At 72.3% G+C, this 13451-nt stretch carries 13 protein-coding genes; 6 read left to right on the top strand and 7 right to left on the bottom strand.

Annotated elements, in window-relative coordinates; genetic code table 11:
• The first annotated feature begins 102 nt into the window (after positions 1-102).
• A complete protein-coding gene (locus ACZ5ON_RS17705; protein ID WP_465592787.1) occupies positions 103-714 on the top strand; it encodes a TetR/AcrR family transcriptional regulator in 612 nt (203 codons plus the stop codon).
• Between the two features lie 183 nt (positions 715-897).
• Positions 898-3375: a SpoIIE family protein phosphatase gene (locus ACZ5ON_RS17700; protein WP_465592784.1), complete on the top strand. Its 2478-nt coding sequence runs from the start codon at positions 898-900 to the stop codon at positions 3373-3375.
• On the opposite strand, the gene ACZ5ON_RS17695 is transcribed toward ACZ5ON_RS17700, so the two are convergent.
• The 6 genes from ACZ5ON_RS17695 to ACZ5ON_RS17670 all read right to left on the bottom strand — a co-directional run bounded on the left by ACZ5ON_RS17695 (position 3365) and on the right by ACZ5ON_RS17670 (position 7432).
• Positions 3365-3646 (bottom strand): hypothetical protein, encoded by a 282-nt coding sequence (locus ACZ5ON_RS17695; protein ID WP_465592782.1) that lies wholly within the window; start codon positions 3644-3646, stop codon positions 3365-3367. The genes ACZ5ON_RS17700 and ACZ5ON_RS17695 overlap by 11 nt on opposite strands.
• 223 nt (positions 3647-3869) lie before the next feature.
• A complete protein-coding gene (locus ACZ5ON_RS17690) occupies positions 3870-4271 on the bottom strand; it encodes a cell division protein SepF (protein ID WP_465592779.1) in 402 nt (133 codons plus the stop codon).
• A gap of 257 nt (positions 4272-4528) precedes the next feature.
• A complete protein-coding gene (locus tag ACZ5ON_RS17685; protein WP_465592776.1) occupies positions 4529-5053 on the bottom strand; it encodes a DinB family protein in 525 nt (174 codons plus the stop codon).
• A gap of 126 nt (positions 5054-5179) precedes the next feature.
• Positions 5180-5635, bottom strand: a complete 456-nt coding sequence (locus tag ACZ5ON_RS17680) for a nuclear transport factor 2 family protein (protein ID WP_465592773.1) — start codon at positions 5633-5635, stop codon at positions 5180-5182.
• Complete coding sequence (locus ACZ5ON_RS17675; protein ID WP_465592770.1) at positions 5616-6410, bottom strand: TVP38/TMEM64 family protein; 795 nt, start codon at positions 6408-6410, stop codon at positions 5616-5618. Before ACZ5ON_RS17675 ends, ACZ5ON_RS17680 begins: the two co-directional genes overlap by 20 nt.
• Before the next feature lie 68 nt (positions 6411-6478).
• Positions 6479-7432 (bottom strand): deoxyribonuclease IV, encoded by a 954-nt coding sequence (locus ACZ5ON_RS17670; RefSeq protein WP_465592767.1) that lies wholly within the window; start codon positions 7430-7432, stop codon positions 6479-6481.
• Positions 7433-7515: 83 nt separating this feature from the next.
• Here ACZ5ON_RS17670 and ACZ5ON_RS17665 point away from each other — a divergent pair, with 83 nt between their 5' ends.
• Both ACZ5ON_RS17665 and ACZ5ON_RS17660 read left to right on the top strand, forming a co-directional pair.
• Positions 7516-8196, top strand: coding sequence for a class I SAM-dependent methyltransferase (locus ACZ5ON_RS17665; RefSeq protein ID WP_465592764.1), 681 nt, complete (start codon positions 7516-7518; stop codon positions 8194-8196).
• Between the two features lie 257 nt (positions 8197-8453).
• A complete protein-coding gene (locus ACZ5ON_RS17660) occupies positions 8454-9899 on the top strand; it encodes a glycosyltransferase (protein ID WP_465592761.1) in 1446 nt (481 codons plus the stop codon).
• Positions 9900-9912: 13 nt separating this feature from the next.
• Here ACZ5ON_RS17660 and ACZ5ON_RS17655 read toward each other — a convergent pair whose 3' ends face one another.
• Positions 9913-10827 carry a TauD/TfdA dioxygenase family protein gene (locus ACZ5ON_RS17655; protein ID WP_465592758.1) on the bottom strand — a complete coding sequence of 305 codons (915 nt, stop codon included), beginning with the start codon at positions 10825-10827 and terminating at the stop codon, positions 9913-9915.
• Positions 10828-11070: 243 nt separating this feature from the next.
• Here ACZ5ON_RS17655 and ACZ5ON_RS17650 point away from each other — a divergent pair, with 243 nt between their 5' ends.
• Positions 11071-11865: a class I SAM-dependent methyltransferase gene (locus tag ACZ5ON_RS17650; RefSeq protein WP_465592755.1), complete on the top strand. Its 795-nt coding sequence runs from the start codon at positions 11071-11073 to the stop codon at positions 11863-11865.
• Between the two features lie 292 nt (positions 11866-12157).
• Positions 12158-13330 carry an alpha/beta hydrolase gene (locus tag ACZ5ON_RS17645; RefSeq protein WP_465592752.1) on the top strand — a complete coding sequence of 391 codons (1173 nt, stop codon included), beginning with the start codon at positions 12158-12160 and terminating at the stop codon, positions 13328-13330.
• Positions 13331-13451: the final 121 nt, after the last annotated feature.

Genomic DNA, 13451 nt, shown 5'->3' with positions numbered 1-13451 from the left:
GCCGGCCGCGTGGTACGCCGCGCCCCCGGGGGCGCCTGGCTGATCGCCCGACCGGGGTGAAAGGATCAGCCGCAACCGACGGACCGTCACCCGAAAGCAGCCATGAGCCTCCACTCCGCCGCCTCCCGCGCCCCTCAGCAGACCCGCAGCCGTGCCACCCGCCGCAGGTTGCTGGAGGCGGCGGTGGAGTGCCTGGCCGAGCTCGGCTGGAACGGGTCCACCGTCGCGGTGGTGGCCGAGCGGGCCGGGGTGACCAGGGGAGCGGCCCAGCACCACTTCCCGACCAGGGAGGACCTGTTCACCGCGGCCGTCGAACACGTCACCACCGAGCGGCTGGCCGCGGTGCGGGCCCACGCCGACGAGCTGCCGCCCGCCGGGCCGGCCAGGACGGAGGCGGTGGTGGAGATGATCGTCCGCCTCTACACCGGCCCGCTGTTCCGGGCCGCCCTCCACCTCTGGGTGGCGGCGGCCACCGAGGAGTCGCTGCGCGAGCGGATCATCGCGCTGGAGAACCACGTCGGACGGGAGTCCCACCGCGCCGCGGTCGAGTTCCTCGGGGCCGACGAGTCCACCCCGGGCGTCCGGGAGACCGTCCAGGCCACCCTGGACATGGCCCGCGGTCTGGGCCTCGCCAACCTGCTCACCGACGACGGCCCCCGCCGTACCGGGGTCGTCCGCCAGTGGGCCCGCACCCTCGATGCGGTGCTGCCGTAGGCCGCACGACCGGAGCACGACGCCGCTCTGCCGGGCCGGAGCAGGCGGGTCCGGCTGCCCCCGGGCGGGCACCCGTCCGGCCCTGCGGATGAGTCGCCGGGCGGCCCGGCGCCGTGCAGTCTGGTGTGAGCCGGATTGCCCCGGCCCCGACCGGGAAGGTACCTGTCAGGTGGGCTCCTGATCATGCACGGATTCGAGTGGACCGCTCCCGACGGTGCCGGCCGGAACACGGAGGCGGCACCGGCAGGCGACGACACGGCGCGTCTGCGGGGCCACCGGCTGGTACCACTCGCCACCGCCCTGGTGGAGGCCGACGGCCGGATCCTGCACTGGAGCGAGGACGCCGAACGCATCACCGGCTACACCGCCGCCGAGGCCGTCGGGGCGTACGCCGCCAAACTGCTGGTCCCCGAGCCCGAACGGCCCGCGATCCTCACCATGTTCGAGCGGCTCATGGCCGGGAAGGGCTGGTCGGGGGTCGTGCCGGTGCGCCACCGCGACGGCCACCGGGTCGAGCTGGAGTTCCACACCTACCCGATCTCCGGACCGGGCGGATCACGGATGCTGCTCGCCACCGCCTCCGACCTGGCCGTACTGCGCCGGGTCGAGGCGGACCTCGCCGTGCTGGACGGCTGCTTCACCCAGTCCCCGATCGGAATGGCGGTCTACGACACCGAGCTGCGCTTCGTCCGGCTCAACAGTGCCCTGGCCCGGATCAACGGCCTGCCGGTCGAGGAGCACGTCGGCCGCCGGATCAGCACCGTGCTGCCCGGACTGAACAGCACCGAGATCGAAGCCGTGATGCGGCAGGTCATCGCCACCGGTCGGCCGGTGGTGGACGCCCGTTCGCACGGCCGCACCCCCGGTGACCCGCGCCACGACCGGGCCTGGTCCGCCTCCTACTTCCGGCTGGAGGACTCCACCGGCAAGGTGCTGGGCGTCAGTTCCTCGCTGATCGACGTCACCGAGCGCTTCCAGGCCGAGGCCCGCGCCGCCCGGGCCCAGGAGCGCCTCACCCAGCTGGCCGAGGCCACCGCCAGGATCGGCACCACCCTGGACCTCCAGCGCACCGCCGAGGAGCTGATCGAGGCGGTGGTGCCGCGCTTCGCCGACTTCGCCACCGTGGACCTGCTGGAACCGGTACTGCGCGGTGAGGAGCCCGCCCAGCTCGCCTCCGACCGGGGCATCAGGCTGCGCGCGGTGGCGGTCGGCGACGCGTACGAGTCGGGACTGGTCAGCGCCTCGGACGCGGTGGGCGAGACCTCCGAGTACGACGCCAAGCGGCCGTACACCGAGTGCCTGCGCAGCGGGCGGCCGCTGCTGCGGACGTACGTCGACGAGCAGACGCTCGCCGCGCTGGTCTCCGCGCCGGACCGGGTCGCACCGGGGCTCGAGGCGGGCATCCACTCCTACCTGATGGTGCCGATCATGGCCCGGGGCATGGTGCTCGGCGGCTCGGAGTTCGTCCGCACCCGCAACCCCGAGCCGTTCGGCGCCGCCGATGTGGCGCTCGCCGAGGAACTGGTCGCCCGGGCGGCCATCGCCCTCGACAACGCCCGGCTCTACCGGCGCGAGCGGGAGACCGCGCTCACCCTGCAGCGCAGCCTGCTGCCGCAGGAGATCCACCGCACCCTCGGTCTGGAGATCGCCTACCGGTACCTGCCGAGCAGCCTGGTCAGCGAGGTCGGCGGGGACTGGTTCGACGTGGTCCCGCTCTCCTGCGGGCGGGTGGCGCTGGTGGTCGGCGACGTGATGGGCCACGGCATCCGGGCCGCCGCGACCATGGGGCAGCTGCGGACGGTCGCCCGTACCCTGGCGACCCTGGACATGCCGCCCGAGCAGGTGCTGACCCGGCTGGACGAGACCGCCGTGGGCATCGGCGAGGGCCAGTTCGCGACCTGCATCTGCGTGGTGTACGACCCGGTCGAGCGCATCTGCACGGTTGCCTCGGCCGGCCACCTCCCGCCTGTGCGGGTCTCCCCGGACGGGGTCGCCCGGAGGGTGCCGCTGCCGCCCGGGGTGCCGCTGGGGGTCGGCGGAGTGGCCTTCGAGAGCACCGAGTTCACCCTGCCCGAGGGCGGCCTGGTCGCGCTCTACACCGACGGCCTGGTGGAACGCCGGGGCCGGGACATCGACGATGGCATCGGCCTGCTCTCCACGACCCTGGCCGGGAGCGGACGCACGCTGGAGGCGAGCTGCGACGCGGTGCTCGGCGCGCTGGTCACCGAGGGAACCGACGACGACATCGCCATGATCATGGCGCGGGCACTGCCCGTCCCCGCCGACCGGATCGCCACCCTGCCACTGGACGGCGACGGACCGGTCCCGGCCCGGGCCCGCCGCTTCACCCGGGCCACGCTGGGCGTGTGGGGGCTCTCCGCGCTGACCGACTACGCGGAACTGATGGTGAGTGAACTGGTCACCAACGCTCTGCTGCACGCCGAGGCCCCGCGGCGGCTGCGGCTGTTCCGTGACCGCGTCCTGACCGTCGAGGTCTTCGACTCCGGGGGGCCGCCGCCGCGGGTCCGGACCTCAGCGGAGGAGGACGAGGGCGGGCGGGGGATGCACCTGGTCAGTGAACTCTGCCACCGCTGGGGCACCCGTCCGACCAGGAGCGGCAAGGTGGTCTGGGCCGAACTCGAACTCCCCATCAGACACTGAGAGGAGCCGAGCAGCAGCAGCTCTTGCGGCCGATCCGGTCGCTGAGCGCGCCCATGCTGACCAGCAGGCCGGCGAGGTCGAAGAACGCCTCGCCGAGCCAGCCGGCCGAGAGCTCGATCCGGAAGACCCCCTCCTTCTGGCCGCGCAGGAACAGGGCGCGGACCCGGGCGTCCTGGATCTCCCAGAGCTCGTTGATCTCGGGATCGTCGTACAGCTGGTTCTCGCCCGCGAGGAAGGCGCACAGCGCGGTGTCGGGGACGACGGCGTCCACAGGCGGCGCAGCGCGGACCGCGCGTCACCGGACTCGATCGCGGCGCTGTCGAGGGCCGCCGCGAACTTGCGCAGGCCCAGCGCGCCGACCTCGCGGATCAGGGCTTCGCGGGAGACCTCGCTGCAAGGCTGCGGATAGCAAAAAAGACCGGGGACGACAGCTGTCGTCCCCGGTCGAGGTCCACCGGCGGGCTGGGTTTCGGAGCGCTCGGCTCCGGTCCGGCTCAGCTCTGGTTGAAGAACCCGCTCTCGTCGAGCGGCCGGTCGATGACCATCACCTCGATGTCGGCCGGGGTGAGCAGGAAGACCCGGCGGGCGATCCGCTCGATACCACCCCTGGTGCCGAACACCAGACCGGAGGCGAAGTCGACCATGCGCTTGGCCTCGGCCTCGCTCATCTCGGTCAGGTCCATGACCACCGGGATGCCCTCGCGGATGTGCTCGCCGACCGTGCGGGCGGACTCGAACCCGGTGGGCTTCAGCGAGACGATCTTCGCCGGCGCCGGAACGGCAGAGTCCACCGGCGCCACCGCCTGGGTCGCCCATGGATCGTCGTACACCGCCGCGGCGTAGTTGCCGGAAGGCATCAGCCACCCGTTGTGGTGCTCGTCGCGAAGTGCTCCCATGCCGCGCCTCCTTGCCTCGTCTCGTACCGTTCCCCGCGTGTTCGTGTCCTTTTGACACGTCATCCACTCGCCGGAACTGTCCGAGTATCGCACTGATCACCGCTTCGGTGCCCGCTCGCGACCGCCGGACGGTGCAGTGCGAGCAGCCGGTTCGGTATCTGCTGCGACGGCACGGTTCGGCGAACGGTTGCGCGCGTAGACCTTATCGGTGCGTGTCAGTGACGAGTTGACTGCCTGTCAACGATCCTGTAACAGCTTCACTCGCCGGTTGTTCCGTCGATCAATTGGCGGATCAGATCGGCGTGTCCGTTGTGCCGGGCGTACTCCTCGATCATGTGGACCAGGATCCAGCGGAGCGTGACCTCCTCGCCGCGGCGGAGGCGCTTGCCGGTCGTCTCCAGTGGGAGGCCGGCGGTGGCCGTGCGGGCCAGCTCGATCTGGGCCCGCCAGGTGGCGAACGCCTCGTCGGGGTCGGCGGTGTCCACCTGGTTGAAGTCGCCGTCCTCGTCCTCCGCGCAGTACAGGCTCTTCGCGTCGCTGCCGGAGAGGATGTTCTGGAACCAGTGGCGCTCCACCTCGGCCAGGTGCCGGACCAGGCCGAGCAGGGAGAGCGACGAGGGTGCGGCGGAGCGGACGCGGAGCTGCTCGGCCGTCAGCCCCTCGCACTTCAGGGCGAGCGTGGCCCGGTGGTACTCCAGCCAGGCGGCGAGCATGGTCGCCTCGTCGGCGGCCATCGGCGGATCGAGACGGACAGGGGCGGCGGAAGCGGCTTCGGTGCTCATGCCGGACATTGTGGCGACCGGCACTGACACACCGACAGCGAATTTGCCGAGGCTATGCCTTCCGCTTCCGCTGCCGGCGCAGCGGCGTCCGGACGCCCGGCCGGCCCCACGGGAGCCACGGGCGGCTCAGAGCCGGTGGGTCGGCCCGCCGAACGGCAGGAAGGTGGTCCGGGTGGCGAGCAGCCAACGGCCGTCGACCCTGCGGAAGGTGTCCTCGTAGTGCCCCACGTTGGCGGGCAGCATCGGCGGCAGCATCCCGCCGGTGTAGCCGTCAACCCGGTACGTGGCGAAGTACGAGGTCGCCTCGGCGGTGTCGGGGGAGGTGACGGTGACCAGGACGTTGCTGCACATCCGGCGGGACAGCCGGTCGGCCGGCCGGGAGCCGAAGTACTCGCGCAGCGCCTCCCGCCCCTGCACCCGGCGCTCCCCGTGCGGCCACTCCCACACCCCGTCGTCGGTGAACAGCTCGGCCACCGAGCCCGGGTCGCCCAGGTCCAGCCGGCGCAGGAAGTCGACGATCACACGCTCGCAGGCCCGCTCGGCGAGCAGCGTCTCCAACGGGTCAGTGGATCGAGTGTCCATTCCCGCTTCCTACCAGTTCCGGGCCCGGCGCCGCGAAGGCTTTTCGGGCGGCGCCCCGGCGGGAGGCGCGCCAGAGGGTGAGCAGGCTCAGGACGGTCATCAGGCCGATCGCCGCGGCGGAGAGCAGGAACGCGGGGGAGGAGGGAGAGCCCGCGGTGGCGCCCGCGACGACGTACGCGGCGGTGCCGGGCAGGACGCCGACAGCGGTGCCGGAGAGGAAGGGCAGCATCCCGACGCCGGAGAAGGCCGCGCCGTAGTTGGCCGCCTGGAAGGGGACGCCCGGGATGATCCGCAGCAGCAGCACGCTGCGGAAACCCTGCTCGGTGAGCCGGCGGTCGAGCGCGGCCAGCACCCTGGCCCTGAGCAGGGGGCGGAGGGCGTCGCGTCCGAGCGCCCGGCCCAGGACGAACGCGATCGCCGCGCCGAGGGTGGTGCCGAGTACGGCCAGCGGCAGCCCCCAGGCGACGCCCAGCAGCAGCCCGGCGGCGGTGTTCAGCGCGGGCTTGGGGACGAAGACCAGGGTGCCGAGGGCGTACACCAGGGCGAAGACGGGCAGTCGCCACAGCCCCGGCGCCCCCGTGGTCAGCACCTGGGTCGGGTCCCAGAACACCAGCGAGGCGGCCGCCGCCGCGAGGATCGCCAGCAGCAGCGCGAACCGTGGCCAGGGCGAGCGGATCCAGGACGCGGCGGACGAGCCCGGTCCGGCCGTCGGCCGCGCGTCGGGCGGCGGTGGGGCGGCGAGGGCCGGGCCGGCCGCGGGCGAGTGGTGGGGCACCCGGTGAGCCTAGCCCGTGTCGCTGCCGGGCCGCGCAGCCCTCCCGGCCCGGCCGGAGCGGACGACGGTCAGCGGCCCGGGTACGCCTCGGCGCGCAGGCGCTTGAGCAGGTCGAGGTCGGCGGTGTGGCGGGCCCCTTCGACCCGGTCGGGGTCGTGGCGGCCGTCCGGGGTCTCGATGATCAGCGGCACGCCCTCGGTGGCGGGGTGCGCGAACAGTTCCCGGAAGGCGTCCGAACCGATGTGCCCCGCTCCGATGTTGGCGTGCCGGTCCTTGCGGGCGCCGACCACGTCCATCGAGTCGTTGGCGTGGATCAGCCGCAGCCGGCCGGGGCCGACGGCCGAGACCAGGGCGTCCAGGGTCTCGGCGACCCCGTCCGGGGCCGCGAGGTCGTGCCCGGCGGCGAAGGCGTGGCAGGTGTCCAGGCAGACGCCGACCCTGGGATGGTGGTCGAGCGCGACGGTGTACTCGGCCAGGTCGGCCATCCGGGAGCAGAGCGAACTGCCCTGCCCGGCAGTCGGTTCGAGCAGCAGCCAGGGCGCGTCCTCGCCGAGCGCGTCGAGCTCGTCCAGCAGCGGCCGCACGTCCTCGCGCACCTGGGACATCGCCTCGGCGTACCGGTAACCGCCGTCCGCCGCCCGGCCGACCGCGGAACCGGTGTGCACCACCACCCCGAGCGCCCCGATCCGGTGCGCGCGCAGCAGGGAGTGGCGCAGTGACTCGGTGGAACGGGCCCTGGTCGCGGTGGAGTCCGAGCCGAAGTTGATCAGGTACGGCGCATGAACGTACGCCGGGATCCCCGCCGCCGCGCAGGCCGTGCGGAACTCCTCGTCCTGCACCGGGTCGCCCGCGGGAGTGGCCCAGCCGCGCGGATTGGCGACGAAGACCTGCACCGCCTCCGCGCCGACCTTCCGCGCGTACGCGAGCCCGGTGCCCACCAGCCCGCGCCCGGCGACCGGCACATGGGCGCCGACCGGATTGCGGCGGGCGGCGGGGGAGAGCGGCTGAGCTGCGGAGTCCATGGGAGCGAGGATGTCATGCCCGCCGGGCGGCCCCGCGACCAGGCCGGATGCGCTGGGTGATCGACTCCGGCGTACGGTGAGGTGTGGCACAGAACGAAGTACCGGCCGGGCGCGAGCTGGCCCGCGTCCAGCAGGAGCACTGGCAGCGCACCTACACCGACCACCCCGGCATGTACGGCGACCGCCCCTCCGAGGCGGCGCGGTACGCCACCGGGGTGTTCCGGGCGGCGGGGGCGCGGCGGGTGCTGGAACTCGGCGCCGGGCACGGGCGCGACGCGCTGCACTTCGCGGCGAGCGGCTTCACCGTCCGTGCGACCGACTTCAGCCCGGTCGCGCTGGCGCAGCTGGCCGAGCGGGCCGAGGCCGCCGGGCTGTCGGTGGGCTGCGCCGTCCAGGACGTGCGAGAGCCGCTCGCCCTGCCGGACGCCTCGGTGGACGCGGTCTTCGCCCACATGCTGCTGTGCATGGCGCTCTCCACCGCCGAGCTCCGGGCGCTGGTGGCCGAGGTGCGGCGGGTGCTGCGGCCCGGCGGCACCTTCGTCTACACCGTCCGGCACACCGGCGACGCCCACTCCGGGGTGGGTACCGCCCACGGTGACGACATCTTCGAACACGGCGGGTTCGCCGTGCACTTCTTCTCCCGGACGCTCGTCGACTCGCTCGCCGAGGGGTGGGACCTGGTCGAGGTGCATCCCTTCGAGGAGGGCGAACTGCCGCGCCGGCTGTGGCGGGTGACCCAGCGGCGCCCGGGAGAGCCGCTCTGACGAGCGCGGTACGTCAGGGACGCCGGGGACGGCGGCGCCTGGTCCGGCCGGACGAGGGCAGGGCGTGACGCCGCTCGTTTCTCGACGTGCCGGGCGCGAGGTGCGGTGCCATGCCGGTCGAGCGGGACGCCTGTCCGCTGACCCCACCGGTCGTCGCACCCCCCCGGAGCGGTCCGGCAGTGCCCGCCCAGTCCCGGCGGGGCCGATGCGGGTCCGGCGGAGGTGCCGGTGCCGGTCCGAGCGGTGAGACTGGCGGCATGGGAAGGCCGGCGCAGCGCGGGGGACACGGGAGGCTGCCTCCGAAGCCCCTGAGCGGAACGGCCATCGTCATCCCGTACTTCAACCCCGTCGGCTACCGGTCCCATCCCCGCAAGCTGGCGCGGTGCCTGGCGGCGTTCGGCCGGGCCGGCCTCGCCGACCAGGTGTTCCTGACCGGTGCCGGTACCGAGCGGCCGTCGGGGGCGGACATCGCGTTCTGGGACGACGAGTGCCCGTTCATGTGGCACAAGGAGCGCCTGATCAACCTGGCGGCGCGCAGCCTTCCGCCGCGGTTCACCCGGGTCGTCTGGGTGGACAGTGACGTGCTGGTCGCTGCCGACTGGGGGGCCGCGGTCGCGGACGCGTTCGAGCGGGCCCCGGTCATCCAGTGCTTCCGGAGGGCGCACTACAGCACGAGCGAGGGCGAGTCCTCACGATCCAGGGTCAGTTCGATGCACGGCAGGTTCGACGGGATCATGGGCGTGGCCTGGGGCGCCCGCCGCAGCCTGTTCACCGACGGGCCCGGGCTGTTCGAACTCGCGCTCGTCGGAGGCGGCGACTCGATCTTCACCTGGGGACTCCTGCACAACGTCCCGACACCCAACGCCGCTTGGCGCAGACGCCATCGGATGGTGCTCGACTCCTGGTCGCCGGCGGTGGTGGCAGCACACGACCGCTGGCTGGCGGAACTCCAACGCTGGCTGAGCGGTTTGGGTGACGTCCGGCCGGGGGCGGTCGAGGCCGACATCGAGATCCTGGAACACGGGCCGCTGCACGCCCGCGAGTACGACCTCAGACACGGACTGCTGGCCGAACTGGTACCTGAGCGACATCTACGAGCCGACGGCGAACGGGTGTTCACTTGGACTCCGGCCGGTCTTGCCGCCATCGAGCCCGGCGTACGGGACTACTTCCACCGCCGACGCGAGGACGATCCGTCGGAGAGGGCAGTCGTGGCCATCGGGGGGCCCGGTGGGGACGACGGCCTCGGCGTACTGGTCGACGCCTGGGCGAGAGTCTCCCCGTACCGGCCCGACTGGCGGTTGAAGATCTACGCGGCAGGCCCGCTGGGGCCGGCGCTCAAGGCCCGCTGGATCAGGCTCGGGCTGGCCGGCACCATCGACTGGATGGGGCAGGGCGCCGATGCCACCAGCGCCCTGCGGAACTGCGCCGTCTTCGCCCGGACTTCCTGCGGCGCGGACTTGCCGCTGGAGCTGCTGCAGGCGATGTCGTGCTCCGTTCCCTGCGTGGCCGTGGCGTGCGGCGCGGAGTTGCGCGAACTCATCCACGACGGTGAGGACGGCCTGTTGGCCCGGCCGGGAGACGGCAGCGACCTCGCCCGCCAGCTCGGCCGCCTCATGGACGACGGGAAACTGCGGAATGCCATGGGTGATCGTGCGCGCAGGAGTGCGCAGCGGTACCTCCGGCGAGGCCCCGCCACCTGAACGCGCGGTGCGCTCACGAGCCGGGGGCAGCGGCCCGGCCTCCGTTGTACGCACTGTCGTCGCCGGTCAGTGCCTCGCTGCGGCGGCCGTCCACCGAGACGGGGACGTCGCCGACGAGGGTCACCCGTTGCATGTGGCGCGGTTGGTCGCCGTAGTCCAGGACGGCGTAGTGCTGGGTGGCGCGGTTGTCCCAGAAGGCGACGTCGCCGGGAGCCCAGCGCCAGCGCACGGTGTTCTCCGGCGTGGTGATGTGCGACTGCAGGAGCCGGCGCAGGGCCTCGAAGTCGGGGGCGCTCATGCCCGGGCTGAACCTGGCGTTGTGACTGAGCAGGAGCGCCCGCTCACCGGTCTCCGGGTGCACCCGCACCACCGGGTGGAGGGTCTCGAAGACGGCGCCCTGCGCCTTCCGTTCGAGCTCGCCCAGCCTGCTGTCCTCCTGGGCCCGCATCGACCTGGCGTAGTCGAAGGTGTTGGTGTGCACCGCCCACAGGACGTCCACCATGGCGCGGATCCCGGCCGGAAGACAGGCGTAAGCGTGAGCCGTGTTGGCCCACAGGGTGTCACCTCCCCAGGGTGGCACGGTGACGGCACGCAGGACGGCGGCGAGTGGTGGCCGGTGCAGGTGGGTCAGATCGGTGTGCCAGAAGTCGGCCGCCACCGAGACCTTGGACGTGTCGATGTCGAGAACCCGGGTGTAGCCATCGGCGGCAGGCATCACCGGGTGCGCGGTGGTAAGGCTGCCGAACCGCCGGGCGAAGGCCTGCTGCGATTCCGGGGTGAGCCGTTGCCCGCGGAAGAAGACCACCTTGTGCGCGAGTACGGCATCGCGGATCTCGGCGACGCTGCCGTCGTCCAACTCGGCGGCAAGGTCAAGGCCGGCGATTTCGGCGCCGATGTTCCCGGCCACCTTGCGCACTTCGAGAATCACGGCATCACGTCCTCTCGGCGGCCGAGTCTAGCCAGGGCGGCCGGACCGCTACCGGCGCCACACCGGACGCACGGCACCGCCGTTTCCCCGTCGCTCGGCGCGGCTCCGGCACGGCCGCAGCCGGTTGCCTACGCTGGGCATCCGCTGAAGGGAGCGTCGGCGCCGGATCAAGAGCGCCCGGAGCCGAGCCGAGCCCCGCAACGCGGTAGGCCGTCCATTCTTGTCGCACACGTGGAGAACCGCATGACGGAAACACCTGACAGGGGTGGTCCGGCTCCTTATATCTCCGCCCGGACGGGCCAGTTCCGTTATTTCGACCAGCAGTTGGGCCACCCCGACTGGTCGGTCAAACGAGTACTCGATTTCGGCGGGAACGTGGGAAATCTGCTGCTCGATCCGGCGTGTACGATCCGCCGCGGCGACTACTGGTGCCTGGACGTCATTCCGCAGGCTGTCGAGGAGGGCCGCCGCCGCTATCCGGACGCCACCTTCCTGCACTACGACCGCTACAACTTCGAGTACAACCCGAGCGGTACCAAGCAGCTGCCCGTACCCGATCTCGGACGGTTCGACGTCATCGTCGCCCAGTCCGTCTTCAACCACACCAGCAAGGCAGAGATGCGTGAACTCGTCGGTCAGCTGCGGTCCTTCCTCACCGACGACGGAGTCCTCGCCTTCACCTTCATCGACCCCTACTTCAAGCCCCCGCCTGGCTGGGCACGTGCGGAGGAGTGGCCGGACCTCGACAACCTCCGGTGGCGGCTGGCCTCCGCCCACTGGTTCCAGGAGCCCGGCATGGACGTGGACGCCCTCGCGGCCAAGGCCACCAGCGCCCCGCTCACCTGGGCGACACTGGTCAACAACGAGGACTTCTTCCTCGACTCCGGCGACGACTGGTGCCGGGAGGGCGAGGAGCGTACGCACTACATGGTCTTCTGCACCGAGGAGCACATGCGCTCGATCTACCCCGACGCGACCGTGCTCCCGCCCGTCCCGCCGGACCGGTTCAGCTGCGCCGTGCTCCGGCGACGATCCTGACCCCGACCGGCCGGGACGACCCGCCGGGGCGAGTCGGCATCAGCCGCCCGCCGCAACTCCCGGCGCGAGCGAGCGACGAGCGTGACGCCGGCGGCGGGTCGGGGAACAGCGGCCGACGGTCCGTCGCAGGCAGGTGATCTGACTGTGCGGCAGGCAACCCCGAGGTCCCGTCGATCGGCGGGGTGAGAGCTCCACCTGTGGTCAGAGCTGCTCGGGTCCGTCTTCTGGCAGTCTGGGGAAGGAAGCACGGTGCCTCGAGCCGCCGTGCCGGGGCACGGGGGGCGGACGCCGCATGGGATTGACCTCGCACAAGGTGCTGGCACTGTCCGCGCTGGTCTCGCTGCTCATGGTGGCCGGGACGGTCCGGCTCTGGCCGAGGCTCGCCAGGGGCGGCTGGGCGGCCGTACTCGGCCGGATCGTGACCATCCTCGGCACTCAGCTCTGCGTGGTGTGCACCCTGGCGCTGATCGCCAACAACTACGGCTCCTTCTACAGCAGTTGGTCGGATCTGCTGGGCACCAACCAGGACGGCTCGGTCACGATCCGGGACAAGTTCACCGGTGACGGCAGGCAGACCGGCGTCCAGACGCTCGGCAAGGAGCACGTGCACGGCGGCAACACCGTCACCCGGGAGCCCTCCGTGGTCGGCCGGCTGGAGCGGGTCAGGATCCCCGGCGCCGGCACCGGCCTGAGCACCGAGGGCTACGTCTACCTGCCGCCGCAGTACTTCCAGCCCGCCTACGCGGACAAGAAGTTCCCGGCGATGGTGGCGATCACCGGATTCCCCGGCATCGCCAAGAACCTGATCACCAACCTCAACTACCCCGGCACGGAGCTGCGGCTGATCGGCGAAGGGAGGATGAAGCCGACCGTCCTGGTCCTGATGCGCCCGTCCCCGGTGCTGCCGAGGGACACCGAGTGCGAGGACGTACCGCGCGGCCCACAGACCGAGAGCTACTTCACCCGGGACGTCCCGAGCGCCGTGCGCGCCTCCTACCGGGTCTTGGAGGATCCGCGAGGCTGGGCGGTGATGGGCGACTCAACCGGCGGCTACTGCGCCCTCAAGTTCGCGATCAAGCACCCGGACGCCTTCACCGCGGCGGTCTCGCTCTCCGGCTACTACAAGGCGGACAACGACGTCGACACCGGCGACCTCTTCGGCGGCGAGCAGGGGCGCCGGGAGGCGGCGGACCTGGTCTGGTGGCTCGCACACCACCCGCAGCCGCGGATCTCGGTCCTGGTCGGCGGCACCAGGAAGGGCGACGGCGACTACTACCAGGCCACCAAGGCGTTCATCGACGCGGTGCAGCGGCCGATGAACGTCTCCTGGATCATGCTCGACAACGGCGGGCACAACTTCAACACCTGGAACCGGATGCTGCCCGCCTCGATGGCCTGGCTCAGCGACCACCTGGCCGGCCCCGACGCGGCCGCGCCGGCGCAGGCCGAGCCCGCGGCACTCTGAGTAGCCGCGCCCCGGGGCGGCCCGGACTCACGGATCCCGCTCGTCCGCTCGGCCGAGCCGTGGTGCGAGCCGCGCGGTAGGTCTCCGACACCCGGGCGGCCGTGCCCGAATCCCGCTGTCC

The sequence above is a fragment of the Kitasatospora sp. NPDC032150 genome (assembly GCF_055579945.1).
The sequence above is the reverse complement of the archived record's forward strand: the minus strand, read 5'-3'. Positions and strand labels throughout refer to the sequence as shown.